This window comes from Nonomuraea sp. NPDC049714 (assembly GCF_044465295.1).
GTDB lineage: Bacteria > Actinomycetota > Actinomycetes > Streptosporangiales > Streptosporangiaceae > Nonomuraea.
The window spans coordinates 569,826-595,827 of record NZ_JBITLM010000004.1; the positions used below are offsets into that span (position 1 = coordinate 569,826).

Genomic DNA, 26,002 nt, shown 5'->3' on the forward strand with positions numbered 1-26,002 from the left:
TTGCCTATGGGAGGGGCTTGGATCACCTGATTCGGACTCTAAGCTTGGTTCCATGACAGACCGCGACAGCCTGCTGGCCGAGATCAAGAAGAAGGCCGTCGTGCACGGCCGCGTGGTGCTCTCCTCCGGCAAGGAGGCCGACTTCTATCTCGACCTGCGCCGCATCACTCTCGACGGGGTGGCCGCGCCCCTGGTCGGGCGGGTCATGCTCGACCTCACCGCGGATCTGGAGTTCGACGCGGTGGGCGGGCTCACGCTCGGCGCGGACCCGGTGGCGACGGCCATGCTGCACGCCGCGGCGGCGCGGGGCCGCACGCTGGACGCGTTCGTGGTGCGCAAGGCGCAGAAGGCGCACGGCATGCAGCGCAGGATCGAGGGACCGGAGGTGAAGGGCCGGCGGGTGCTGGCGGTCGAGGACACCTCCACGACCGGCTCCTCCCCGCTGACCGCCGTCGAGGCGTTGCGCGAGGCGGGCGCCGAGGTGGTGGCGGTCGCCACGATCGTCGACAGGGGGGCGAGCGCCCGGATGGCGGAGGAGGGCCTGGACTACCGCACGGCCTTCACTCTCCAGGACCTCGGGCTGTGAAGGCCTCCCGCTCCCCCGGCTCTCCCTGAGGCCGCCGCTCGCCGTTCTCGGTGACGCGGACCGTGCCGGCGTCGGACAGCACCACGTCCAGCTCCGGCTCGAAGTAGCTGACCTCTTCGCCCCTGCTCATGTCGCGGTGCTGCAGCACGTCGCCGCCGGGCACCCGTACGGTCACCAGGGGGCAGGTGTCGGCCACGCACTCGATGCGCACGGTCGGCACCGGGGCGCTGCTGGAGGGACTGCCGGAGGCGGGCTCGCGCACGGGCACCCGCTCGCCGCCGGCCGAGGCGAACAGCGCCCGCCCGCCGATCACCAGGAGCGTCACCACCGCCACGGCCGCGAGCACGGCGAGCATCAGGCGGGCGAGGCCCATCGGGGCTGACCTGTGGCGTCCCACAGTGGGGAGCGTACCTGGTGGTAAGGCGGCTTTCCCGTTGCCCGCCGGTGGCGTCCCCTCCTGAGCAGCCGCGAAAGCCGAGCGGGCGTTGTCTCTACCACGGCGGGTAGCAGACCGGGATACTGGCACCGCGAAGCCGTACTTCTCAGGGAGATGACTCATGCCTATAGCGACCCCAGAGGTCTACGCCGAGATGCTCGACCGTGCCAAGGCTGGCGGGTTCGCCTACCCAGCGATCAACGTGACCTCCTCCCAGACGCTGAACGCCGCGCTGCGCGGCTTCGCCGAGGCGGAGAGCGACGGCATCGTCCAGGTGTCCACCGGCGGCGCCGAGTTCCTGTCGGGCGCCACGGTCAAGGACATGGTGGTGGGCGCGACCGCGCTGGCCGAGTACGCCCGCGTGGTGGCCGCCAAGTATCCGGTGACCGTGGCCCTGCACACCGACCACTGCCCGAAGAACAAGCTCGACGGCTTCATGCGGCCGCTGATCGACATCTCGCTGGAGCGGGTGGCCAAGGGGCTCGACCCGCTCTTCCAGTCGCACATGTGGGACGGCTCGGCCGTACCCCTGGAGGAGAACCTGCAGATCGCCGAGGAACTCCTCGACAAGTGCGCCCGCGCCAGGATCATCATGGAGATGGAGATCGGCGTGGTCGGCGGCGAGGAGGACGGCGTCGTCGGCGAGATCAACGAGAAGCTCTACACCACCCCGGGTGACGCCCTGGCCACCGCCGAGGCCGTCGGGCTGGGCGAGCGGGGCCGCTACATGCTGGCCGCCACGTTCGGCAATGTGCACGGCGTCTACAAGCCCGGTCACGTCAAGCTGCGGCCCAGCGTGCTCAAGGACATCCAGGAGGCGGTCGGCGCCAAGTACGGCAAGGAGAAGCCGTTCGACCTGGTCTTCCACGGCGGCTCCGGCTCGCTGATGGAGGAGATCCACGAGGCCATCTCCTACGGGGTGGTCAAGATGAACGTGGACACCGACACGCAGTACGCCTTCACCCGCCCGGTGGCGGACCACATGTTCCGCAACTACGACGGCGTGCTCAAGGTCGACGGCGACGTCGGCAACAAGAAGGCCTACGACCCGCGCGCCTATGGCAAGGCCGCGGAGGCCGGCATGGCCGCCCGTGTCGTCGAGGCCTGTGAGCACCTCAAGAGCAGTGGGACGAAGATCTCCTAGCCACATTGACGGCCCGGCGGGTATGACTTGTCCTATGGATAACCTTCTCGCCGGGCCGCCCCCGACGCATCTGCCGGATCTGCCCGAGGCCAGGGAGGCGCTCGAAGCAGGCGCCAAGGCCGCTGACGTGGCCGCCCGGTTCCCCGCATATCCCGCGGCCTGGGCCCAGCTCGCGGAGGAGTACTTCGCGCAGGGCCACGCGGTCACCTCCTACGCTTTCGCCCGCACCGGCTACCACCGGGGCCTGGACCAGTTGCGCCGCAGTGGCTGGAAGGGGCACGGGCCCATCCCCTGGGACCACGAGCCGAACCGGGGGTTCCTGCGCTGCCTGGCCGCACTGGCCAAGGCCGCCCAGTCCATCGGTGAGAAGGACGAGGCCGAGCGCTGCACCCAGTTCCTCAAGGACAGCAGTCAGGAGGCCTACGACGCGCTGGCCAAGAGCTAGCGCTTGGGACGAATGGGCCCACTCGGGTAGTCTCTGTACGCAAGAGCCCCTGTCGTGCTTGCGCCAGGGGTTTCGTTTTGTGTTCGGGAGACTCACAATGCCGGCTGCCGTTCTCGTAGGAGCCCAATGGGGCGATGAGGGCAAGGGCAAGGCCACCGACCTTCTCGGTGGCGACGTCGACTACGTCGTCCGTTACCAGGGCGGTAACAACGCGGGTCACACTGTGGTCATCGGTGACCAGAAATACGCGCTGCACCTGCTGCCGACGGGCATCCTGTCGCCGGACGTGGTGCCCGTGATCGGCAACGGCGTGGTGATCGATCCCGGCGTGCTGCTGGGCGAGATCGACGGCCTGGCCGCGCGCGGCATCTCGGCCGAGCGGCTGCTCATCTCGGCCAACGCGCATCTGATCATGCCGCACCACAAGTCGCTGGACAAGGTCACCGAGCGCTACCTCGGCAAGGCCAGGATCGGCACGACCGGCCGCGGCATCGGCCCCGCCTACGGCGACAAGATCTACCGCGTGGGCGTGCGGGTCCAGGACCTGCTCGACCCGGGCATCCTGGCCAAGAAGATCGAGGTGGCGCTGGCGGAGAAGAACCAGGTGCTCACCAAGCTCTACAACCGCCGCGGCATCGAGCCGGACGCGGTCGTGGAGGAGTACCTCGCCTACGCCGAGCGGCTCAAGCCGCACATCGCCGACACCTCGCTGGTGCTGAGCAACGCCCTGGACGAGGGCAAGTTCGTGCTGCTCGAAGGCGGGCAGGGCACGCTGCTGGACATCGACCACGGCACCTACCCGTTCGTCACCTCCTCCTCGCCCACCTCGGGCGGCGCCTGCGCCGGCTCCGGCATCCCGCCGACGCGGCTGACCCGGATCATCGGCATCCTGAAGGCGTACACCACCCGCGTCGGCTCCGGACCGTTCCCCACGGAGCTGGAGGACGAGATGGGCGAGTGGCTGCGGCAGACGGGCGGCGAGTACGGCGTCACCACCGGGCGCAACCGGCGCTGCGGCTGGTTCGACGCGGTCATCGCCCGTTACGCGACCCGCATCAACGGGGTCACCGACTTCTTCCTCACCAAGCTGGACGTGCTGTCCGGGCTGGAGCGGATCCCGGTGTGCGTGGCCTACGACGTGGACGGGGTCCGGCACGACGAGATCCCGATGACGCAGACGGACTTCCACCACGCCAAGCCGATCTACGAGGAGTTCCCCGGCTGGCAGGAGGACATCACGGGCGCAAAGACGTTCGACGACCTCCCGCCGAACGCGCAGTCGTACGTGCGCACGCTGGAGGAGATGAGCGGCGCGCCGATCTCGGCCATCGGCGTGGGGCCGGGCCGCGACCAGACGCTGGTCATCCGCTCGCTGATCTGACCCCTAACGGGGTGACAGGACCGCCGCGGTCACCGGTGTCACCAGCCGCCAGCCGAGGCTCTCGTACAGCGCTCTGCCCTCGGGGGTGGCCACCAGGACGCCGGTGGTCGCGCCTCTGGCGACGGCGGTGGCGATCAGCGTCCGGATGACGGCGCCGCCGAGGCCGCGGCGGCGGTGCTCGGGGGCGGTCTCGACCCGGTCCACCACCGCCACCCGGCCGGCGACGGCGAGCTGGCCGCGGGCGGCTATCTCGCCGGCCTCCGTCAGCAGGCGGGCGGCGGTGACGTCGGAGCGGGTGGTGATCGCCGTCGTGTAGCCGGCGGGCGGTTCTGCGCGTTCGCGTGTCAGCGGGCTGGTCATCATGAACTCCGGCGGGTCGATCGACCAGGTGGGCGGGAGCCATGGGGCGATCAGCTCCGCCGGGGCGCAGAGCTTCAGCCAGGTGCCGGGGGTGGTGATGGCCGCCGTCAGGTGCTGGACGAGGGCGGGCGTCGGCGTGGGCAGGATGTGCCGTGCCACGTGGCCGGGCAGGCCGACGTCGACGCGGAAGCCCCAGGGCTCGGGCACCGGTGGCGGGGTGTTGCGAGAGATGACCCAGCCGTCCACCCATGCCCGAACCATGTCGAGTTGGGTAGTTACGAGAGCCTCCGTCATGGTTCCCCAGCTTATTGCAACGATGTTGCACTTATCGATTCAATATCGGGTACGGAAAGTTAAGCGAAGGTTGTCGCCTCTTGGCCGCTCGACCAGCGGTAGGGACTCCGCGTATCACCGCAAAAAGGACACGGCGTGGCGGCGCGTGGAGGTGACCCGCGCCCGGTAGTGTCCCCGGTGTGCGCGTTGAGATACATGGTCATCGGGGAGCGAGAGGCCTCTGGCCCGAGAACACGCTGCCCGGCATGAGCCGTACGCTGGAGCTCGGAGTGCACGCGCTCGAGCTCGACGTCGCGCTCACCGCCGATCGGCGGCTCGTGCTGACGCACGACCTCACGGTCTCGGCCGTGACCAGCGCTGACACACGACCGGTCACACCGGACGACCCCGCCTTCCCGTACGTCGGCAAGCCCATCAACTCGCTGAGCCTCGCGCAGTTGCGCACCCTGGACGTCGGCGTGCGGCTGCCCCGGCACCCCGACGACGTGTTCGCGGTGACGCAGGTGGCGATGCCCGACACCAGGATGCCCACGCTCGGCGCGGTGCTCGGACTGGCCGGCGCCTACGCCGCCGAGGGCGTACGCCTGCACGTCGAGCTGAAGTCCGACCCGACCAGGCCCGCGCTCACCGCCGACCCCGAGCTGTTCACCGAGATGGTGATCGACGAGCTCGACCGGCACGGCAGGCTGCGCAACGCCGCGATCCTGAGCTTCGACTGGCGGATCCTCGGCTGCGCGGCCGAGCTGGCTCCCGACACGCGGCGTTTCGCGCTGATCGAGCTCGACACGCTGGACTGGAACGGCCCGCTGGGCGACGACGTGCCCGCCGCCGCCCGCGACGCGGGGGCCACCACGCTCTCGCCCGAGCACGCCATGGTGGACGAGCGGCTGATGTCCCAGGCCGCGGCGGCGGGCCTGGACGTGGCGGTCTGGACGGTCAACGACCACGCGCTCGCCGCGCGCATGCTCGACCTCGGGGTGTCCGGCATCGTCACCGACTACCCGGACCGCATGCGTGAGGTGTGGCAGGAGCGCGGGCTCGAGCTGCCCGAGCCGGTCGGCCCGCTCAAGCCGGTCGGGGTCTGACTACAGCGTCTGGCTACAACATTCGACTACAGCCTCTGATTACAACCAGCCGTTGCGGCGGAAGCCGCGATGCAGCACGACGCAGGCGGTGATCATCACGGCCAGGACGGCCGGATAGCCCCAGACCTGCTTGGTCTCGGGCATGAAGTCGAAGTTCATGCCGTAGACGCCGGCGATCATCGTGGGCACGGCCAGGATCGCCACCCAGGACGAGATCTTGCGCATGTCCTCGTTGGCCAGCGCGTTCGAGCGGGCCAGGGCCGCCTGCAGGATCGAGCTGCACAGCTCGTTGGAGGACTCCACCTGCTCGCAGACCCGGGACAGGTGGTCGCCGACGTCACGGAAGTACTCGCGCATCTCCGACGGGATCACCCGGCGCTGGGGCAGGGCGGCCAGCGGCGCCTGCAACGGGGTGACCGCCCGCTTGAGCTCCAGCATCTCCCGCTTGAGCTGGTAGATCCGGTTGATGTCGCGGGAGCTGACGTCCGCGAACACGGTGGCCTCGACCTCTTCCAGCTCCATCTGCATCAGGTCGGCCACCTGAAGGTAGCGGTCCACGACATGGTCGGAGATCGCGTGCAGCACGCCCGACGGGCCGCGGTCCAGCAACTCGGGGCGGTCCTCGATGCGCTCGCGCACCTCCGTGAGCGGGCAGTGCCGGCCGTGGCGCACGGTCACCACGAAGTCCACGCCGAGGAACACCATGATCTCGCCGGTGGCGATGATCTCACTGGTCGCGGTCAGCTCGTCGTGGTCCAGGTAGGCGATGGTCTTGAGGACCATGAACAGGGAGTCGCCGTAGCGCTCGACCTTGGGCCGCTGGTGCGCCTTGACGGCGTCCTCCACCGACAGCGGGTGCAGGTCGAAGACCTCGGCGAGCCACTCCACCTCGGGAGCCGCGGGCTCGTGCAGCCCGACCCAGACGAAGGCCTTCGGGCCGCCGGAGTCCTTGTTGTGGCTGCGGACCAGGTCCAGGCACTCGACGATGCCGGAGGCGGTGGTCTTGCGGCCGTCGATGTAGGCGGCGTACTCGACGATGGAGTCGACGGGCGGCACGCGGACCTCAAGCACCGGCTGCGCGTGCTGGCGCGGCTGGTGACGCTGTACGGGGTGACGGTTGATGCGACGGAAGAGTGTCGAGGAGCGCATGGCAGTCTCTTTCCGCCCGACCTGGCACGCTCCACGCGCGATGAAATGTCACCTCAATCGAAAAGAATGCGTGGAGGCACGATCAGGCTGCCGGATTGGAGTGGTCGGGGGTATCTGGGGTGTACGTGTACGAGCACGTACTGCTGGGATCACCAGGTTTCATCCCGGACCACCTCCAATCACACAAGAGACCACAGAGCCGCCTCAAGTTACCACAGAGAGGTAACGGCACGACGGTACTCGCCCGCATTCGCGTGGCGGGGAGTGGCCGGGGCGGGGACGGGCAGGGACGGTGGGCTGCGAGAATGGGCGGGTGCGCGTTCTAGTCGTAGGTTCCGGTGGGCGTGAGCACGCCCTGTGTCGTTCGCTCAAACTCGATCCCCAGGTCAGCGAGCTTCACTGTGCTCCGGGGAATCCCGGGATCGAGGAGGTCGCGAGGCTGCACCCCGTCGACCCCGTCGATCCGGTGGAGGTCGCCGGGCTGGCCCGGCGGCTGCGGGTCGACCTCGTGGTCGTGGGCCCCGAGGCGCCGCTGGTGGCCGGGGTGGCCGACGCGGTGCGCGAGGCGGGCATCGCCTGCTTCGGGCCGTCCGGCCAGGCGGCGATGATCGAGGGCTCCAAGGCCTTCGCCAAGGACATCATGCGGGCCGCCGGAGTGCCCACCGCGCAGGCGCGGGTGTGCCGGACGGCCGAGGAGACCGCGGCCGCGCTGGCGGAGTTCGGGACGCCGTACGTCGTCAAGGACGACGGGCTGGCGGCCGGGAAGGGCGTGGTGGTCACCGACGACCGCGAGGTGGCGCTGGCCCATGCGGCGGCCTGCGAGCGGGTCGTCATCGAGGAGTTCCTGGACGGGCCTGAGGTGTCGCTGTTCGCGCTCTGCGACGGCAGCACCGCGGTGCCCCTGCAGCCGGCGCAGGACTTCAAGCGGGCCCACGACGGCGACCAGGGGCCCAACACCGGCGGCATGGGCGCCTACACGCCGCTGCCGTGGGCGCCGGAGGGGCTGACCGAGCAGGTCATGCGGGAGGTCGTGCACCCCACGATCGGCGAGCTGAGCCGACGCGGGCTCCCCTACCAGGGCGTGCTGTACGTCGGGCTGGCCCTGACCGCCAAGGGGCCGAAGGTGATCGAGTTCAACGCGCGGTTCGGCGACCCGGAGACCCAGGTGATCCTCGACCGGCTGGAGACGCCGCTGGGCGGGCTGCTGATGGCGTGCGCCACGGGCGAGCTGGGGCCGGATCCGGTGTTCGCGGGCGGGGCCGCCGTGACGGTGGTCATCGCGGCGGAAGGCTATCCGGGTGCCCCGGTCAAGGGCGACGTGATCAAGGGGCTGGAGCCGGCCGAGCACGCCTATGTGCTGCACGCCGGGACCTCGCGGGTGGACGGCGAGATCGTCTCCGCGGGCGGGCGGGTGCTGAGCGTGGTGGGCAGCGGGCCCGACCAGGAGAGCGCGCGCCGCAACGCCTACGACCTGGTGTCGCGGATCGAGATGCGCGGCTCCTTCCACAGGACGGACATCGCCCGATGAAGCACCTCCACTCCGGCAAGGTCCGCGACCTCTACCAGACCGACGACGGTCTGCTGCTGATGGTCGCCTCCGACCGCATCTCGGCCTTCGACCATGTGCTTGAGCCCGACATCCCGGACAAGGGCGCGATTCTCACCCAGATGTCGCTGTGGTGGTTCGACCAGCTCCGCGACCTGGTGCCCAACCACGTCGTGGCGCCGGGCGACGCCCCGCGCAGCGTGCTGGTCAAGCCGCTGACGATGGTGCAGGTGGAGTGCGTGGCGCGCGGCTATCTGGCCGGGGGTGGGCTGAGCGAGTACCACCGTGACGGGACGGTCTCCGGCGTACGGCTGCCCGAGGGGCTCGTCGACGGGTCCCGGCTGCCCGAGCCGATCTTCACGCCGTCGTCGAAGGCGCCCCAGGGCGAGCACGACGAGCCCATCTCCTACGCGCAGGTGGTGGACCAGGTCGGCGCGGAGACGGCGGCGGAGCTGCGGCGCGTCACGCTCGCCGTTTACACGCGCGGCGCGGAGATCGCCCGCGAGCGGGGCATCATCCTGGCAGACACCAAGATCGAGCTCGGCTGGGACGCCGACGGGGTGCTGACCCTGGGGGACGAGGTGCTCACCCCCGACTCGTCGCGATTCTGGCCGGCCGATGAGTGGCAGCCGGGGCGACCGCAACCGTCATTCGATAAGCAGTATGTCCGTGATTGGCTAACGTCGCCCGAATCCGGATGGGACAAAAACTCCACAAATCCCCCACCTCGCCTACCGGACGAAGTGGTCATGCGCACCAGGCAGCGATACCTGGAGGCATACGAGCGCATCACTGGGGCTTCCTTTACCGGATGATTCGGCTGGGCCAGGTGTTGTGAGCGGCTACTGTTGGCCGGATCGACCCTCACCCTCTTTCCCGATCGATAATTTCCCGAGGAGCAGCACGAATGGTCCGTTACCGCGTGCGCGGTGGCAACGCACTGCGTGGAACCGCCTTCATCCAGGGCGCGAAGAACGCCGTGCTGCCGATGATCGGTGCGGCTCTGCTGGCCGCCAAGGGCCGCACCGTGCTGCGCAACGTCCCGCTGATCGAGGACGTACGCCGCGCGGTCGAGCTGGCCGAGGCCGTCGGCGCGTACGTCGAGCTGCACGAGTCCGAGCGCACGCTGGTGATCGACGCCTCGCGCCTGACCAGCCCGGTGCTCCCCGCCGAGATCGCCCGGCGCTTCCGCGGCTCGGTCCTGTTCACCCCGGCCCTGCTCCACCGGCTGGGCGAGGCCATCGTGGAGGGGGTCGGCGGCTGCAACCTCGGCAGCCGCAACCTCGACTTCCACTACCTCGGCTACAAGCGGCTCGGCGCGATCGTGGACGAGGGCGAGACCGTCATCCACGTCAAGGCCTCCGGCCTGACCGGCGCCACCCTCTACCTCGACACCCCCTCCCACACCGGCACCGAGAACCTGATCATGGCCGCCGCCCTGGCCAAGGGCACCACCGTGATCGAGAACGCGGCGCTGGAGCCGGAGGTGCTCGACGTCATCGACATGCTCGCCAAGATGGGTGCGCGCATCAGCGGCGGCGGCACCGGGTTCATCACCGTCGAGGGTGTGGACGAGCTCCACGCCGTCGAGCACACCGTGATGCCGGACCGCCTCGACGCGGGCGTGTTCGCCATGGCCGCGGCCATCACGCAGGGCGAGCTGAGCCTTGTCGGCACCGGCCTCGACCTGGGCGTGGTGCGCTACAAACTGGAGCAGATGGGCGTCGACTTCGCCCGCCAGGGCGCGGTGCTGCACGTCCGCTGCGACGGCCCGCTGCGGCCGATCAACATCATCACCGACACCTACCCGGGCTTCGCCACCGACCTGCAGTCGCCGATGATGACCGTGGCGGCTCTCGCCGACGGCACCAGCTACATCCACGAGCGCATCTTCGACGGCCGCTTCGCGCTCGCCGGCGAGCTGAACAAGATGGGCGCCAACGTGGAGGTGGACGGCAGCCGGGCGGTCGTGCGCGGCGCCACTCCGCTGACCGGCACTCGCGTAACGGCTCACGATCTGCGTTCGGGTATAGCCCTGGTGCTCGCCGGACTGGCCGCCAAAGGCGAGACCGTCATCGACTCGGGATACCTCATCGATCGCGGCCACGCAGATCTCGCCACGCGAATGCGGGCACTGGGAGCGGACATTACACGAGAGATTTCCGAGGGTTGAAAATCGTGGGGAATGGCGCGTTGAGCTGCTGAGACGCCTTCTCGGGTGGTCAACCAGAACGGCTTTCCGGAAAAGTCGGGCGTGACATTACGGCCCCCGCGAGCGATCGTTCCAAAAGAGAGCACTGCAACGGACCGCAGGATGGGACGAACATTGGTCGAGAGGGCCGAAGAAACACCCCGAGTGTCACGCCCGGGCGCCATGACACCGGACCTCACTATTGGCGTGGTCGGACCCCATGATCTGGTCGAGCGCGTCATGCTGATGGGTCACGCCGCAGCGCCGCTGCCTTGCCGGCTGGTGGCAGCCGCGTACCGCGACGAGCAGGAAGCGCCTGACAAGGTGACCCGGCTCGGTCCCGGCGTGGACGCGTGCCTGTTCGCCAGTCCGGTCCCGTACGACCTGGCGAGGCGTTCCGGCGTGCTGACGATGCCCGCCACCTACGTCCAGCTCGGCGGGGCGGCACTGGTGGCGGCGCTGGCCAAGGCGGCGCTTGATCCACGCGTCGATCCACAACGGGTCAGCGTCGACGTGGTCAGCCGCGCCGACGTCGAGGAGGCGTACACCGATCTGGGCATTCCGGCGACGGACGTGCACAGCCGCGACGAGCCGGGGGCGACGGGAACCATCGCCGCCTACCACGAGCGGCTGTCCCGGCAGGGGATCACCACGGGAGCGCTGACGTGTCTGCCCGCCGTGGCGGAGCGCCTGCAGACCTCGGGCGTGCCCGTGATCAGGATCAGGCCGACGTCGGCGGCCGTGCGCACCGCGCTGCACACCGCCGCGCTGCTGGGCGCGCACCACCGGTTGGAGGAGTCACAGCTCACCGTCGTGCTGGTGGAGGTGCCGACGCTGCGCGAGCCCGTGCGCCGCGCGGCGCCGCGCTACTGGCGCGACGAGCTGCGGCTGTCGCTGCACCGGCTGCTCGTCCAGGAGGCGAACCGGATCAACGCCACCGTCTGGCCGATCGACGATCACAGCTACCTGGTCACCGCGACCAGGGGCTCGGTGGCGGCGGCCACCGACGGGTTCCGGGTGCTGCCGTTCGCCGGCAGGATCCGCGACGAGCTGGGGCTGGCGGTCGAGGTGGGCGTGGGCATGGGCCGTACGACGCACGACGCCGAGTCGCACGCACGGGCCGCGCTGGCACGCACCCAGACGGGTAAACAGGCGCAGGGGTTCGCCGTCGACCGGGAGGGGAGGGCGCTGATCCCGGCGCCCCGGATGCCGCCGACGGGGACCACCGCGCTCAAGCCCAAGGGGGTCGAGGTGCTGGCCCGGCTGGCGGCCAAGCTCGAAGGCGGCGACACCGTGGTGGACGCCGAGGGCGCGGGGAAAATGCTGGGGGTGACGCCGCGCACGGCTCGGCGGTTGCTGCGCACGCTGGTCGACGAGGGACTCGCGTGGCCGCTTCCGCCGAACCGCACGCCGCAGCCGGGACGCCCCAGGCAGCTCTACCGGCTCATCGTGGAGAAGCTGGGGCCGCGCTGATACCGGGGCCCGCCGTCTGCCTTCCCCCTAGACGGCGGCGGGCCTCCAGCTTCGTGTACGGACTTTTGCGGATCGGGGGTTGACACTTCTGATTTCAGCGATTGACCGCACTGATTGAGGGGTATGTTTTCGACGCCCCCGATCGACGGGATTCGGACGGGGGCACCAATCGTTATCTGGTCCTCCGCCTGCAGGCGGACGTCGCGGCCGGCACCGGGTCCTTCGACCGGCCGACCCGCCTGCGGCGGAGTCGACCGCGAAGCCTTCCCCACTGGTGCGAGGGCCGCCTGCCACCATCTCAGCGTCTGATATCCGCGCGCGAAATGTCGGAGCCGGGGACTATTGTCATGAGTCATGACAGTTGACACTGATGACAAGCGGCGCCGGCTCCTCGTCTGGGGAGCCTTGGGCGTCGTCTACGTGGTGTGGGGTTCGACCTATCTCGGCATCGCCATCGTCATCGAGACCATGCCGCCCATGCTCAGCGGCGCCCTGCGGTTCGTGTCCGCGGCGGTGCTGCTCGGTGGATTCCTGGTCATCAGGAAGGGGCTGGCCCCGTTCAGGATGACGGCGCGGCAGCTCGGCGGCGCGGCGGTCGTCGGACTGCTGCTGCTGACCGGCGGCAACGGCATGGTGGCCGTGGCCGAGCAGCACATCTCCAGCGGCCTGGCCGCCCTGCTCGTCGCGTCCGTGCCGCTGTGGCTGGTGGTGCTGAGGATCGCGTTCCGGGACCGGCCGCAGGTGCTCACCCTGGCCGGGGTGCTGGTCGGCTTCGGTGGCGTGGCTGCGGTGTCGCTGAGCGGCGGCACCTCGGGCAGTTCGGCCGGGATCGTGGTGATCCTGCTCGCCGCCGGGTCGTGGTCGGTCGGCTCGTTCCTGTCGTCGCGGATCGCGATGCCCGCCAACGCGCTCGCCGCCAGCACCGTCGAGATGCTCGTCGGCGGCGCCGGGATGGTCGTGGTGGGCCTGACCGCGGGCGAGCACCTCGACATCGCCGCGGTCTCCGGCCGGTCCTGGGCGGCGCTCGCCTACCTGGTGCTGGTGGGCTCCCTGATCGGCTTCACCGCCTACAGCTGGCTGCTCGGCAACGCGCCCATCTCGCTGGTGTCCACCTACGCCTACGTCAACCCGGTCGTCGCGGTGCTCCTCGGCGTGCTCATCCTGAGCGAGCAGGTCACCTGGCAAATCCTGGCCGGCGGCCTGATCATCCTGGTGGGCGTCGCCCTGGTGGTGTCCACCGAGCGGCGCCCCAAGACGCCCGAGCCCGAGCCGGAGGAGGTCAGGGTCGCCTGAAGGCGGCCGCGGCCGTCAGGAACGCGTCGTTGGCCTCCGGGTCGCCGATGGAGACCCGGGCCCCCTCCCCGGCGAACGGGCGCACCGCCACGCCCTCGACCGCGCACGCCGCGGCGAAGTCCATGGTGCGCTCGCCCAGTCTGAGCCAGACGAAGTTCGCCTCCGAGGGCGGCACCGTCCAGCCCTGCGCGATGAGCGCCTCACGCACCCGGGTGCGCTCCTTGACCACGGTGTCCACCCGTTCGAGCAGCTCGTCCTCGGCCTTCAGCGACGCGACGGCCGCCACCTGGGCCAGGTGGTTGACGGCGAACGGGATGATCGTCTTGCGCACGGCCGTGGCCACCGGCTCGTGCCCGATCAGATAGCCCACGCGCAGCCCCGCCAGGCCGTACGCCTTGGAGAAGGTGCGCAGCACGCACACGTTGGGCCGGTCGCGGTAGAGGACCAGGCCGTCGGGCACGGACTCGTCGCGCACATACTCGCGGTAGGCCTCGTCCAGCACGACCAGCACGTTCGCCGGCACCCGGTCGAGGAACGCCACCAGCTCCCGGCTCCTGACGGCCGTGCCCGTCGGGTTGTTGGGGTTGCAGACGAAGATCATGCGGGTGTCGGGGGTGATCGCCTCAGCCATGGCGTCCAGGTCGTGGTCCTCACCTGCCAGCGGCACCTGTACGGACCGCACCCCGGCCAGGTCGGCCAGCAGCGGATAGGCCTCGAACGAGCGCCAAGCGTAGATCACCTCGGCGCCGGGCTCGCCCACGGTCTCGAAGAGCTGCTGCGCCACGGTGACCGAGCCCGCGCCGAGCGCGATGTGCTCGACCGGCACGCCGAACCGCTCCGCGACGGCCTCGGTCAGCTTGACCGCGGCCGGGTCGGGATAGCGGTTGACCTGCAGCGCCCCCTCCGCGATCGCCTCCACCACCGAAGGCAGCGGACCGTAGGGCGACTCGTTGGAGGAGAGCTTGTACGACCGGCCGTCGGGGGTCATCACGGCCTTGCCCGGCTTGTAGGCGGGCATCGTGTCCAGAATCGGACGGAAACGAGGCATGGCCACACCATAAGGCAGCAGACCGAAGCGCCACACCCATGGGTCGCGAGCGTTGGCGACATCTTTGTCGGTGACATCTCTGTCACTGACAAAGATGTCGGTTACGGTGATGTCATGGATTTCGTCGGCAGGAAAGCCGAGCTTCGCACGCTTCAGGACTGGTGGGAGGAGCGAAATCCGCGCCCGGCACTGATCTGGGGTCGACGGCGTGTCGGCAAGACTGCGCTGCTCCAGCACTTCGCGCGTGACAAGCGGGTGATCTTCCACACGGGTGGCGGACGCACTCCTGCCCGGGAGTTGCGGGAGTTGTCCAACAGGGCCGCCTCAACGGTCACCTCGTCCACTCGAGACCTGGCCAATAGGCCCTATGAGACGTGGGACGAGGCACTGGACAACCTCAGCAGAGAAGCAGGGGGCGAGCCGCTCCTGCTCATCCTCGACGAGTTCCCCGAGCTGATCACCTCGGCTCCTGAGCTCGAAGGTGTGCTCCGTGCCTTCCTCGACCACGCCCACGGCCGATCCCGCTTGCGGATCGTCGTGTGCGGCTCGGCGGTGCGGACCATGAGGGCCGTTCAGGAGTACCGAGCTCCCCTGTACGGGCGATTCGACCTGACCATGCAGCTTCACCCCTTCCGTCCGCACGAGGCGGCGGAGATGCTGCCCGATCTCACACCTGCCGATCGGGCGCTGGTCCACGGCCTGCTCGGCGGCATGCCGCTCTACCTCTCCTGGTGGCGCTCCGAGTTGTCCATCGAACGCAATCTCGCGCGCCTGGCCTGCCATCCCGACGCCAAGATGATCAGGGAAGGAGATCTGGTCCTAGCGACAGAGGCCGGCAAAGGTGTCCACTTGGCCGCGGCTCTCCAGGCCATCGCCGAGGGCTACACCAAGCACAATGAGATCGCGGACGCGATTCGGGCCGATCCGAGCCGAACCCTGAACGACCTGCTGGCACTCCGGCTGGTCGAACGCATCCAGCCCGTGACCGATACCGGTCGCAGCCGCCGGAAGATCTACCGCATCGCGGACAACTTTCTCGCTTTCTATCTCGGCACGCTTTCCCGTGTGCTCCCTGAGATCGACCGCGGTCTCGGCGAGACCGTGCTTCCGGTGCTCGTCGACTCCCTCAATGACCATCTGGGCGACGCCTGGGAGGAGGCGTTCCGCGATCATCTGCGGCTACGGGCCGCCGACATCCACCCACAGGTCGTCGCCATCGGGCCCTGGTGGCAGGCTGACGGTCAGCACCAGATCGACGCGGCCGTGCTGACCGGGCGCTCCCGGCGGCCGGTCCTGGTGGGAGAGGCGAAATGGAGCAGGAAGGTGAACGCGTCCCGCATCATCTCGGGGCTCGCGGCGAAGGCCGCCCATCTGACGTCAGAGGCCGGAGATCTCCGATTCGCGGTGTGCGCCCGCGACGAGATCAGCCACGCGCCCCCCGGCACGCTCTGCGTGACCGCCGCTGACATCTTCCCAGATCCTGGGGGCCATGCAGTCGATCTGACGACCCCAAGCCGGACGAAGTGACGACTTCTCGGCGGGCGATCCGCAGGATCGGCTCGCTGACGGGTCACTCCTTCAGGGAGCGGAGCATCGGGGGGTGGAGGAGCTCGGAGGGGCCGCGGCGGTAGAGCTTGGCCGGGCGGCCGCCGTCCCGGGTGGTGGTGGCGCCCGTCTCCACCAGGAAGCCTTCGGCCTTGGTGACCTTGCGGTGGAAGTTGCGCGGGTCGAGCGGGCGGCCCCAGACGATCTCGTACACCCGGCGCAGGTCCGCGACCGTGAACTCCGGCGGGCAGAACGCGACGCCGAGCGAGGTGTATTCGAGCTTGGCCCTGGCTCGCTCGACGCCGTCGAGCATGATGCGGCGGTGGTCGAAGGCCATGGCGGTCAGCGCGTCGATCGGCTGCCAGCTCATGTGGGCCTTCTCCGAGGCGGGCAGGTCGGGGGCGAGGCCGAGGTAGGCGACGCTGAGGACGCGCTGGCGGGGGTCGCGGTCGGGGTAGCCGTAGGTCTGGAGCTGCTCCAGGTGGACGGGGGCGCCGGGGAGGCCGGCCCGTTCGGCGAGGATGCGCTGGGCCGCCTGTGGGAGGTCCTCGTCGAGCTGGATGAAGCCGCCGGGCAGCGACCAGCGCCGCAGGAACGGCGGGTTGTCGCGACGCCAGACGAGCGCGCTGAGGGCCTGGCAGCGCACGGTGAGCACGACCAGGTCGACGCTGACCGGGATGCTCGGAACCATGGCAGGCACGTTACACGTTCGCGGTATCACCGAGGGTCAGGTGATGATCCGGACGTGCAGCGGCTCGGTCGTGGACTGGCCCGAGGGGATCTTCACGTTCACCTTGAGCCACTCCCCGGGCGTCACCTTGCTCCAGTCGAACGGCACCCAGGCGGTCTGCATGTGCTCGGGCAGCTCCTCCAGCGGGTCCTTGTCCAGCCAGCCCACCTCGGCGACCACGAGATCCACGGTGCCGCCCGACCAGGTGATGGAGACGGTCCCGTTCTCCAGGTTGTAGCCGCGTACCTCCAGGCCGTCCTGGGGGTCGCGGGCGCGCCTGATGGCGTCCACCGCGATGGGGCGCTGCCAGTCCTTGGTGATCTCGGTCTCCGGCGACGGGGCGCCACAGGTCATGAAGTCGCTCCACATGTAGGAGACGATCTTCTGCACGTACCGGCCGGCCATGGTGACGGCCTGGTCCAGGCGCTCCTTGTCGGTCTTGCCGCGGGTGCCGTGGGGGGCGCAGGGCTTGTCGCCGGACGGCTCGAAGGCCTCCACGTTCGCCCACAGCTCCACCTGGTAGTTGCCCTGGAGCATCTCTTCGCGGGCCTTGGCCATCTCGCGGTAGTAGTCGCGGGTGGAGCCGTGGTAGGCGGTGTCGTAGGTCGCCTCGCCGACGACCGGGCGCAGCCGCGCGTCCACCTCGTCGTCACGCTCGTCCGGCCAGAACAGGCCCACCTTGCCGGTGCCCCGGCTGTCCTGCGGCGCGATGATGCCGACGCCGGTCCTGGCCAGCGCCTTGAACGCCTCGGCCACCTGCTCAGGGGTCTGGCCGAAGGCGACGCGTTTGCGCCCGTCCAGGTAGGGGCTGATCAGGATGGGTTTGTCCGGTAACTCCTGGTCGACGATCTGGTGCTGGCCCGCGTACACCTCAAGGGTGCGGTTGTCGGCCAGCGTGTCGCTCATCTGCACCTCGAACGGCTGGTAGACGCCGCCGAGCGACTCCCTGCCGGCGAAGCGGACACCGTAGTCCTGCAGGATGCGCCGGGTCAGCGTGGTGAGGACGTCGATGTGCTTCGGGTTGGCCCTGGTCGGCGTCTTCGGGTCACGCGGGGCCAGCGGCAGGGCGGGGAAGACCCGCATGCCGAACTGGTCGCCGAGGTCGAGCAGCTTGGTGAGGCTGTCCTCGGGCGCGCCGGCGACCAGGATCAGGTCGTACGTCCGGCCCTTGCTGAAGTCGCAGCTGGCGTCGTCGGAGCCGTCGGGAGGCGCCAGCATGCGGAAGTAGAGGCGCTTGCCGCCGGGGACCGCGCGCTCCATCGGGGCGCACCTGAAGAGGTTCGGGCCGAACGACTCGTCGGTGCGGTAGACGTACGTGCGCCCGATGCGGTTGTCCGGGTGCGCCTCCTTGAGGTCGCGCTCGGCGGCGTCGTGGCAGGAGAGGCCGTCCTCGACGCACTTGGCGTAGAGCGGGTCGAGCTCGCCGTCCTTGGCCTTGACGAAGCCCTCGTCGTCGACGAAGCGGAACTGCAGGCCGTAGCCGATCCTGATGATGGTGTCGCCGCCGACGTCGTGGATCTCCTGGAGCTGGCGGCGCCAGGTGCACGGGTTGGACCGGGGCGTGATCCAGTAGCCGGTGATGGCGTACGGCGCCTTCTGCTGGGTCTCGAACGTTCCACACGGGTCGGTGAACTCGCTCACCTTCGGCGTCGGCTGGGTGCGGGCCGGGGTGGGGTTCGGCTCCTGGGCGGCCGTCCTGACGGGGTCGTCCCCGGGCATGACCACGATCACGACGGCCACCGCGGTCAAGATCACTGCGCCCAGGAGTACAAAGAGCCAGCGCACGTTGGGAAACCTACCGCCTTAGTGATCTGCCGGAGATAAACCGCTAACGCTTGACACCGGCCCACGCCTCGAGCTGGGTCACGAACCGCTTGGCCGAGTTGGGCCAGTGGTGGTTCGTCCGGGCGGCCGTGTAGCCGCGCGCGCCCTGCGCCCGCCGCTCGCGCACGTCGTCCCGCAGGGTCAGCACCGCCTGCGCCACGGCCTTGGGGTCCTCCCAGGGCACCACGACGCCGCTGCCGTAGCGCTCCACCAGCTCCACCGCCCGGGGGGACGGGGTGGTGATGACGGGGATGCCGTGCGCCATGTACTCGACGATCTTGGTGGGCATCGAGTGCCGGTAGTTCGGCTCGTCGTGCAGCAGCGACAGGCCCGCCAGTGCGCCGTCCAGGCGCTTGAGAGCCTCGTCGTTGGGCATGAAGTCGCGCCACTCCAGCAGGCCGTCGGTGACCGCCTGGTTGAGCACCGGGCGGCTCTGCGGGTCGGCGTAGCCGATCAGCTCCACCGCGACCCGGTACGGCTGCAGCAGCTTGGCGACCTCCACGGCCTCCAGCACCCCTCTGGCCCTGGACAGCCAGCCGAGGTAGACCACCCGGTCGTCGCCCGGCGGGGTGACCGCGTCGGGCACCCACGTCTCGTTCGGCACGATGAGGTGGGCGTGCTTGAACCGGCCCGCGTAGGCCGTCTCCGCCAGCAGCAGGTTGAGGTGGTTCTCGGCGATGCTCTCCAGCATGCGGGCCAGGAACCGCACCGGCGGGCGCAGCAAGGAGGGCAGCCACGGCTTGAGCGACAGCGTCGCCGGGGTGTCCTCGTGCACGTCCCACACCACGGGCGGCCTGTTGCGCAGCCCCCAGACCGCGAACAGCAGCTCGGGGTCGTGGATGAGCACCAGGTCGACCTTGCGCCGCATGCGCTTGAACAGCTTGCGGGCCGCCCACACGGCCGAGATCCGTTTACGCTGAGCGGCCCGGGGCAGATCCACGCCGTTCACCCAAGGTCGCGGTACGACACCGTGAGCCGAGAAAGAGGCGGCGTACGTGACCTCATGACCGGCGTCCACAAGGGCGCGGATCTGCCTATGCAGGATTCTCGCGTCCTCGGGGTTATGCACCACCGTCATGACGAGCACGTGCACTGCGCGCAACCCTCCGTCGCTACAGCCGCTCGACGCGTTCACCCTCGGTGAGAACACCGCGGGTGTCGAGCACGAGCTTGGCTTTGGCCTCGACCATGCCGAGGTCGAACGCGGCGTGCTGCTGCAACAGCAGCGTCACGTCTGCATTGGCCACGGCCTCGGCCAGATCTTCCTCTCGCGGCACGGGGGTGCCGTCAACCGACCACTCCTTGACGTACGGATCCGCGAACGTGAGCTCGGCCCCCAGCTCCAGCAGCGCACGCGCCACTGGCAGGGCCGGGGTCTCGCGCTCATCGGCGATGTCCGGCTTGTAGGTGACGCCGAGCATAACGACTCTGGCGCCGTTCACTGGCTTCTTGTACCTGTTGAGCAAGCGCTGGACGCGGGCCACCACATAGGACGGCATCCGCTCGTTGATCTCCTGCGCCAGCTCGACGAACCTGAACGGGTAGCCGAGCTTGCGTACCGTGTAGGACAGGTAGGACGGGTCCACGGGGATGCAGTGACCCCCGACGCCCGGTCCCGGCAGGAACTTGTGGAAGCCGAACGGCTTGGTCGCCGCGGCCTCGATCGCTTCCCACAGGTCGACGCCGAGCTCGTCACAGAAGATCGCCATCTCGTTGACGAGGGCGATGTTGACGTGCCGGTAGGTGTTCTCCAGCAGCTTGGCCATCTCGGCCTCGCGGGTGCCGCTGACGGTCACCACCTGCTCGATGAACTGCCCGTAGAAGGCGGTCGCCCGGTCCCGGCAGCCGGGGGTGAACCCGCCGACGACCTTGGGCGTGTTGCGCAGGCCGTACTTGGGGTTTCCCGGGTCGATGCGCTCGGGCGAGAAGGCCAGGTGGAAGTCCTCGCCCGCGACCAGGCCCGAGGCTTCGAGCAGCGGGCGGGCCACCTCGTCGGTGGTGCCGGGCCACGTGGTGGACTCCAGCACGACCAGCGTCCCCTTGGTCAGGTTGCGGGCCACGGTCATGGTGGCGCCCTCGACGGAGGACAGGTCCGGGCGGTGGTCCTCGTCCAGCGGGGTCGGCACGCAGATGACGACGGTGTCGCTTCTGGCCAGCACGGTCTCGTCCAGCGTGGCGCTGAAACCGTTGGCCAGCATGTGATCGAGGTCCGCGTCGGTCAGGTCGTCGATGTAGGACCGGCCGGCGTTGAGCGCCTCGACCTTGACGGGGTCGACGTCGACGCCGACGACCCGGAGCCCGGCGGCCACCGCCTCCTTGGCGAGCGGCATACCGACGTAGCCCAGACCGATGACAGCCAAGTCTATTTCTGTCACAGCTGTGCCCTGGAGAGCCGGAAACAACACTTCATGGTCGCAAAGGTTATCTCAAGTCCACCTAGCTCACGCCTAATGCGAGTGAACCTGTCAGAACAGACAGCCAATCGGTAGGTCATGACTCGGTAAGCGTTCGGTAGACAGTGCGGTAAGTCTCGGCAACGCGGCTCCACGTGCGCTTGGCCGCGACCTCCGCGCGCCCGGCCTCGCCCATCTCGGCCCGCCTGGCGGGATCGAGGCTGAGCGCGGCCAGCGCCTGGGCCAGTGCGGCCGGATCCTCCGGTGGCACGAGCAGGCCCGCGCCCTCGGAGCCGACCAGCTCCGACAGGGCCGGCAGGTCGCTGAGCACCACGGGCTTGCCCAGCGCCATCGCCTCGACCGGCTTCAGCGGCGTGACCAGCCGGGTCACCCGGAGGTCGTCGCGGGGGCAGACGAAGATGTCGATGGCGTCCTGGGCCTGCAGGGCCTCCTCGGGCCCCACCCGGCCGGGCAGGATCGCCGTGGCCAGCCCCAGCTCCTCGACCAGCTCCAGGAGGTTGGGCCGCTCGGTGCCGTCGCCCACCAGGAGCACCCGCACCGGCGTGCCCTCGTCGCGCAGCAGCGCCGCCGCCCGCAGCAGGGTCGCGAAACCCTCGTAGCCGACCAGGCTGGAGACCGAGCCGACGACGATCTCCTTGTCGTCGATCCCCATCTCGCGCCGGAACGACGCGCCGTCGTAGTGGGCGGTCAGCAGCGTGTCGTCGACCGCGTTGGGGGCGAGATAGATCTTGTCCCTCGGCACGCCGCGCTCGACGATCTCCGTGGCCATCGTCTCGGCCAGGGTGACGACCGCGTCGGCCTCGCGCATCAGGAACGCCTCGCGCTCCCGCTGGAGCAGATGCCGCTCGCTGCCGATGCGCACCGGGTCACGCGAGGCCCACGTCTCCTCAAGGAAGCCGCGCACCTCGTAGACGAAGGGGGTGCCCGTCCGGTCGCGGACGGCGTGCGCCACCGAGCCGTTGCGGTGGTCGGTGGCCGCGTGGACCACCTGCGGGCGCAGCTGCGTGACGAGCGTGGTGACGGCGTCCGCGCCCTTGACCATGCGGCCGTGCATCTCGAACGGCACCTCGCCGCGCCCGTCGGGGATCAGCCGGTAGTAGGGGATCCCCTCCAGCTCCTCGTACGGCGACGCGTCGGCGTGCCCCTGGAGCATGGGCCAGCCCCAGCTGGTCACCACGTGCGGATCGAGCCCGGCCGCCTTCTGCGCCGTGACGATGCGGTGGGTCCTGACCGTGTAGCCGGCCTGGGTGTAGGGCAGCGCGTTGGTGACCAGGTGGACCACGCGACCGGCCACCCGCTCCAGGATGGCCACCTTGGGCCCCGGCGGGATCGGGTCGGGGCTGATCGCGGCCAGCTCGCCGCGGTAGTAGGCCGCCCTGCGCTTGACGAACGGGTATTTGACGAAGGGTTCGAGCACCTCGGCGGCCTGGGTGACACGGCCGGTGTTCCAGTGCTCCTTGGCGTCGTTCCACGGCGCTCGGATCAGGCGCATGCCGAACTTGCGCACCATGCGCCTGGCGCGGCGCGCGGCCGGCCAGGCCACCTTGCCGACGACCGGGCGCAACCGGGGAGGCATGGCGTCGGCCGCCGCCTGGGCGGCGCGGACCGGGTCGGCTCGCACCTTCGTCGAGACGACGCGGGTGACGATGATCGGATGCTGGATGAAACCCTTGAGAAGTCCACCGACGCCGGCACGGGCAGACTTCGCGGAAACTCCAGCGGGAACCTTGGAGGAGTCTTGACGACTGGCGTCGGATGCCACGCGGTGACCGTACCATAGGCAGCGTTTTTTCCCTTCCGCTATGAAAGGCGAGGTCAATGAGGGAGAACCCCCTGGTCCTGCACGTTTTGGGTGCTCGTCCCAATTTCGTGAAAGCGGCCCCGGTGGTGCGAGCACTCGGCGAGCTCGGTGTGCGGCAGGGCATCATCCACACCGGTCAGCACTACGACACGCTCATGTCGGACGTCTTCTTCGCCGACCTGGGCCTGCCCGAGCCGGTGGCGAACCTGGCCGTCGGGTCCGGCACGCACGCCAGGCAGACCGCCGCGCTGCTCGTCGGCCTGGAGGACACCTTCCAGGAGCAGGACCCGGACCTCGTGGTCGTCTACGGAGACGTGAACTCCACGCTGGCCGCCATCCTGGTCTGCGCCAAGCTCGGCATCCCCAGCGCGCACGTCGAGGCGGGGCTGCGCTCGTTCGACCGCGGCATGCCGGAGGAGGTCAACCGGATCGTCACCGACTCGCTGTCCGACCTGCTCTTCGCCACCTCCCCGGAGGCGCTGTCGCACCTGGCGGCCGAGGGCGTGCCCGCCTCGAAGGTGCACCTGGTGGGCAACCCCATGATCGACAGCCTGTTCTCGGCGCTGCCCTCGCTCGATCCGGCGCCGGTGGTGGCCCGGCTGGGCCTGCCGGAGCGCTACGCCGTGGCGACGCTGCACCGCCCCGCCAACGTCGACACCCCGGAGGCCGCGCAGGAGCTGGTCTCGGCCGTGCTGGAGGTGTCGCGGCAGATCCCGATCGTGGTGCCGATCCACCCGCGCGGCCGCACCCGGCTGGCCGAGGCGGGGCTGGTGGACGGCCCGTCGGTCCGGGTCGTGGACCCGCTCGGCTACGTGGACTTCCTCTCCCTCGTACGCGGCGCCGCGCTGGTCGTCACCGACTCGGGCGGCGTGCAGGAGGAGACGACCATGCTGAGCGTGCCCTGCCTGACCGTGCGGCCCAACACCGAGCGGCCGATCACGATCACCCACGGCACCAACCGCCTGGTCACGCCCGCGCTGCTGCCCGCCGCGGCGGAGAAGGCGCTGGCCGACGGGGCGGTGACCCCTTCCGGCGCGCTGCCCCCGCTCTGGGACGGCGCCGCGGGACCGCGCATCGCCAGGGTGATCTCCGCCTGGCTCAAGGGGGACAACCTCTCGCCTGCCGCGCAGGGGACGCGTTCCGAATAACCCCCACATTTCGTACGGCTCCCGCCGTAACATGACATACCCCGCAGAGCGTTAGGCGAGTACCCATGGCCGAATCCCCCGAAGAGCCCACGTTCCAGCGACTCGGCCCCGTCAACTGGCTGCCCGAAGAGCGCAAGCTCGTCGAACGGTACGAGACGGAGATCGTGGAGCTGCGCAGGCGGCTGGAGATAGCCGAGGCCAAGGCCGCCTACGCCGGCTGGAAGCTGGAGGCCACCCAGGCCAAGCGGACCTTCAAGCTGGGCGAGGCGATCGGGTCCAAGAGCCCCGGCAAGGTGCTGGAGGCGGTCAGGTCCAAGTCCCGCGCCCCCAAGGCGCCGATGCCGGTCACCGAGGCGGTCGAGCTGGCCAACCACCGGCCGCCGCTGGTGGAGGTGCCCAAGGCCAAGTGGCCGCTCGGGCCGGTGAACCGGCCGGACCTGCGGGTGGCGGTCATCCTGGACGACTTCTCCAGGATGGCGTTCAAGTACGAGTGGGACCAGATCGAGTTCGGGCTCAAGGACTGGCCGGAGATCTTCGCCGACAAGCGGCCCGACCTGCTGTTCTGCGAGTCGGCCTGGCACGGCAACCAGGGTCGCTGGCGCTACCAGATGACCGGCACCAACGCGCCCAAGGAGCCGCTGCGCGACCTGGTCGCCTGGTGCCGGGCCGAGGGGATCCCGACGGTCTTCTGGAACAAGGAGGACCCGCCGAACTTCGACTTCTTCATCGACACGGCCAAGCTGTTCGACTACGTGTTCACCTGCGACGGCGACATGGTGCCGAAATATCGCGAAGTTCTGGGACATGATCGGGTGGACGTGCTGCAGTTCGCGGCCCAGCCCCGCGTGCACAACCCGATCCAGCAGAAGCAGGGCCGCCTGCACGACGTGGTCTTCGCCGGCATGTACTTCCGGGACAAGCATCCCGAGCGCCGCGAGCAGATGGAGACCGTCCTCGACCCCGTGCGCGAGCTCGGCCTGCACATCTTCGCCCGCAACGGCGAGGTGGACGACAAGTACGGCTGGCCGGAGAAGTACCGCCCGCACATCGTCGGCGAGCTCCCCTACGACCAGATGCTCGCCGCCTACCGCATGTACAAGGTCTTCCTCAACGTCAACTCGGTGCTGGACTCGCCCACCATGTGCGCGCGCCGCGTCTTCGAGCTGTCGGCCTGCGCCACCCCGGTCGTGTCCGGCTGGTCCAGGGCCATCGAGGAGACATTCGGCGACCTGGTGCCCATCGCCCGCGAGCCGGTCGAGTCGTACAACCAGGTCCTGCACCTGATCAACAGCCCCGAGCTGCGCGCCAGGATGGGACACCTGGCGATGCGCGAGGTCTTCGACAAGCACCTGTTCTCCCACCGCGTGGACCAGATCCTCCAGATGCTCGGCCGGCCCACGCAGCTCCGCTCACGCTCGATCTCCGTGGTGCTGCCCACCAACCGCGCCTCGCAGATCGAGCACGCGATCTCCTCGGTGGCCAAGCAGATCCACCGGCCGCTGCAGCTGATCATGGTGCTGCACGGCCTCGACATCGACCCCGTCGTGGTGGCCGACAAGGCGCGCATGGCCGGCATCACTGACGTCACGGTGCTGCCCGCCGCCCCCGAGCTGTCGCTCGGGGCGTGCATGAACCTGGGCATCGCAGCCGCCGAGGGCGAGCTGATCGCCAAGATGGACGACGACAACCTGTACGGCGAGCACTACCTGTCGGACCTGGTCCGCGCCTTCGACTACTCCGACGCCGAGCTGGTCGGCAAGGGCGCCCACTACGCCTACTTCGAGGGCCGCAATACCACGATGCTGCGCCTGCCCGGCCTGGAGCACCGCTACTCCTTCCTGGTGCAGGGCGGCACGTTCCTCGGCACGGCGGAGATGTTCCGCTCCTACGGCTTCCCCGACCTGACCCGCGGCGAGGACACCCACCTGGTCCGCAGGCTGAAGGAGGACGGGGTGAAGATCTACTCGGCGGACCGGTTCAACTTCGTCTACTGGCGCAGCGCCGACGCCGCCATGCACACCTGGCAGGCCGACCACATCAAGCTGACCAGGAACGCCCAGTTCTCCTTCGCGGGCCGCCCCGACGACCACGTGCTGATCTAAGCGCTGA

General features: G+C 69.5%; 22 protein-coding genes. 13 read left to right on the forward strand and 9 right to left on the reverse strand.

Translation table 11 applies throughout. From position 1 onward, the window contains the following. Positions 1-52: 52 nt before the first annotated feature. Positions 53-586 (forward strand): orotate phosphoribosyltransferase, encoded by a 534-nt coding sequence (gene pyrE, locus ACIBQX_RS20320; RefSeq protein ID WP_397006582.1) that lies wholly within the window; start codon positions 53-55, stop codon positions 584-586. Here the strand turns inward: pyrE and ACIBQX_RS20325 are convergent. Beyond that, positions 561-983, reverse strand: a complete 423-nt coding sequence (locus tag ACIBQX_RS20325) for a hypothetical protein (RefSeq protein WP_397006584.1) — start codon at positions 981-983, stop codon at positions 561-563. The genes pyrE and ACIBQX_RS20325 overlap by 26 nt on opposite strands. Before the next feature lie 160 nt (positions 984-1,143). Between ACIBQX_RS20325 and fbaA the strand changes: the two genes are divergently transcribed. The 3 genes from fbaA (at position 1,144) to ACIBQX_RS20340 (ending at position 3,992) form a co-directional block, all read left to right on the forward strand. Further along, positions 1,144-2,166, forward strand: a complete 1,023-nt coding sequence (gene fbaA / locus ACIBQX_RS20330) for a class II fructose-bisphosphate aldolase (RefSeq protein WP_397006586.1) — start codon at positions 1,144-1,146, stop codon at positions 2,164-2,166. A 34-nt stretch (positions 2,167-2,200) separates the two neighbouring features. Then, entirely contained in the window at positions 2,201-2,611 is a 411-nt protein-coding gene (locus ACIBQX_RS20335; RefSeq protein ID WP_397006588.1) for a DUF3151 domain-containing protein, read from the forward strand. Positions 2,612-2,708: 97 nt separating this feature from the next. After that, the gene (locus tag ACIBQX_RS20340; RefSeq protein WP_397006590.1) at positions 2,709-3,992 is read left to right on the forward strand and encodes an adenylosuccinate synthase; all 1,284 of its coding nucleotides are present in this window, start codon (positions 2,709-2,711) and stop codon (positions 3,990-3,992) included. Positions 3,993-3,995: 3 nt separating this feature from the next. Here the strand turns inward: ACIBQX_RS20340 and ACIBQX_RS20345 are convergent, their stop codons facing one another. Beyond that, entirely contained in the window at positions 3,996-4,613 is a 618-nt protein-coding gene (locus ACIBQX_RS20345; RefSeq protein ID WP_397006592.1) for a GNAT family N-acetyltransferase, read from the reverse strand. 212 nt (positions 4,614-4,825) lie between these two features. Here ACIBQX_RS20345 and ACIBQX_RS20350 point away from each other — a divergent pair, with 212 nt between their 5' ends. After that, on the forward strand, positions 4,826-5,731 hold the full coding sequence (locus ACIBQX_RS20350; RefSeq protein WP_397006594.1) for a glycerophosphodiester phosphodiesterase family protein: 906 nt from the start codon (positions 4,826-4,828) through the stop codon (positions 5,729-5,731). Between the two features lie 39 nt (positions 5,732-5,770). Here ACIBQX_RS20350 and corA read toward each other — a convergent pair whose 3' ends face one another. After that, positions 5,771-6,880 (reverse strand): magnesium/cobalt transporter CorA, encoded by a 1,110-nt coding sequence (gene corA / locus ACIBQX_RS20355; protein ID WP_397006596.1) that lies wholly within the window; start codon positions 6,878-6,880, stop codon positions 5,771-5,773. 313 nt (positions 6,881-7,193) lie between these two features. On the opposite strand from corA, the gene purD reads away from it, so the two are divergent. The 5 genes from purD (at position 7,194) to ACIBQX_RS20380 (ending at position 13,383) form a co-directional block, all read left to right on the forward strand. Beyond that, positions 7,194-8,408 (forward strand): phosphoribosylamine--glycine ligase, encoded by a 1,215-nt coding sequence (purD, locus tag ACIBQX_RS20360; protein ID WP_397006598.1) that lies wholly within the window; start codon positions 7,194-7,196, stop codon positions 8,406-8,408. Beyond that, positions 8,405-9,241 carry a phosphoribosylaminoimidazolesuccinocarboxamide synthase gene (locus ACIBQX_RS20365; RefSeq protein ID WP_397006600.1) on the forward strand — a complete coding sequence of 279 codons (837 nt, stop codon included), beginning with the start codon at positions 8,405-8,407 and terminating at the stop codon, positions 9,239-9,241. The genes purD and ACIBQX_RS20365 overlap by 4 nt, the downstream gene beginning before the upstream one ends. Before the next feature lie 92 nt (positions 9,242-9,333). Then, positions 9,334-10,599: a UDP-N-acetylglucosamine 1-carboxyvinyltransferase gene (gene murA, locus ACIBQX_RS20370; RefSeq protein ID WP_397006602.1), complete on the forward strand. Its 1,266-nt coding sequence runs from the start codon at positions 9,334-9,336 to the stop codon at positions 10,597-10,599. Positions 10,600-10,800: 201 nt separating this feature from the next. Further along, complete coding sequence (locus tag ACIBQX_RS20375) at positions 10,801-12,090, forward strand: GTP cyclohydrolase IIa (protein ID WP_397006604.1); 1,290 nt, start codon at positions 10,801-10,803, stop codon at positions 12,088-12,090. 354 nt (positions 12,091-12,444) lie between these two features. After that, a complete protein-coding gene (locus ACIBQX_RS20380; RefSeq protein ID WP_397006606.1) occupies positions 12,445-13,383 on the forward strand; it encodes an EamA family transporter in 939 nt (312 codons plus the stop codon). On the opposite strand, the gene hisC is transcribed toward ACIBQX_RS20380, so the two are convergent. Continuing rightward, positions 13,370-14,431, reverse strand: a complete 1,062-nt coding sequence (gene hisC, locus ACIBQX_RS20385) for a histidinol-phosphate transaminase (protein ID WP_397006608.1) — start codon at positions 14,429-14,431, stop codon at positions 13,370-13,372. The two genes, ACIBQX_RS20380 and hisC, sit on opposite strands and share 14 nt — an antisense overlap. A 114-nt stretch (positions 14,432-14,545) precedes the next feature. On the opposite strand from hisC, the gene ACIBQX_RS20390 reads away from it, so the two are divergent. Further along, entirely contained in the window at positions 14,546-15,958 is a 1,413-nt protein-coding gene (locus ACIBQX_RS20390; RefSeq protein ID WP_397006610.1) for an ATP-binding protein, read from the forward strand. A gap of 43 nt (positions 15,959-16,001) precedes the next feature. Here ACIBQX_RS20390 and ACIBQX_RS20395 read toward each other — a convergent pair whose 3' ends face one another. The 5 genes from ACIBQX_RS20395 to ACIBQX_RS20415 all read right to left on the reverse strand — a co-directional run bounded on the left by ACIBQX_RS20395 (position 16,002) and on the right by ACIBQX_RS20415 (position 22,706). Then, complete coding sequence (locus tag ACIBQX_RS20395; RefSeq protein WP_397006612.1) at positions 16,002-16,667, reverse strand: NUDIX hydrolase; 666 nt, start codon at positions 16,665-16,667, stop codon at positions 16,002-16,004. 36 nt (positions 16,668-16,703) lie between these two features. Then, positions 16,704-18,491, reverse strand: coding sequence for a DUF4434 domain-containing protein (locus tag ACIBQX_RS20400; protein ID WP_397006614.1), 1,788 nt, complete (start codon positions 18,489-18,491; stop codon positions 16,704-16,706). A 43-nt stretch (positions 18,492-18,534) separates the two neighbouring features. Continuing rightward, entirely contained in the window at positions 18,535-19,623 is a 1,089-nt protein-coding gene (locus ACIBQX_RS20405; RefSeq protein WP_397006816.1) for a glycosyltransferase, read from the reverse strand. A 19-nt stretch (positions 19,624-19,642) separates the two neighbouring features. Then, positions 19,643-20,890 (reverse strand): nucleotide sugar dehydrogenase, encoded by a 1,248-nt coding sequence (locus ACIBQX_RS20410; protein ID WP_397006616.1) that lies wholly within the window; start codon positions 20,888-20,890, stop codon positions 19,643-19,645. 130 nt (positions 20,891-21,020) lie between these two features. Next, on the reverse strand, positions 21,021-22,706 hold the full coding sequence (locus ACIBQX_RS20415) for a glycosyltransferase (protein ID WP_397006618.1): 1,686 nt from the start codon (positions 22,704-22,706) through the stop codon (positions 21,021-21,023). 56 nt (positions 22,707-22,762) lie between these two features. On the opposite strand from ACIBQX_RS20415, the gene wecB reads away from it, so the two are divergent. Together wecB and ACIBQX_RS20425 are read left to right on the forward strand one after the other, a co-directional pair. Beyond that, entirely contained in the window at positions 22,763-23,893 is a 1,131-nt protein-coding gene (gene wecB, locus ACIBQX_RS20420; RefSeq protein WP_397006620.1) for a non-hydrolyzing UDP-N-acetylglucosamine 2-epimerase, read from the forward strand. A 65-nt stretch (positions 23,894-23,958) separates the two neighbouring features. Beyond that, positions 23,959-25,995 (forward strand): glycosyltransferase, encoded by a 2,037-nt coding sequence (locus ACIBQX_RS20425; RefSeq protein ID WP_397006622.1) that lies wholly within the window; start codon positions 23,959-23,961, stop codon positions 25,993-25,995. Positions 25,996-26,002 lie beyond the last annotated feature (7 nt).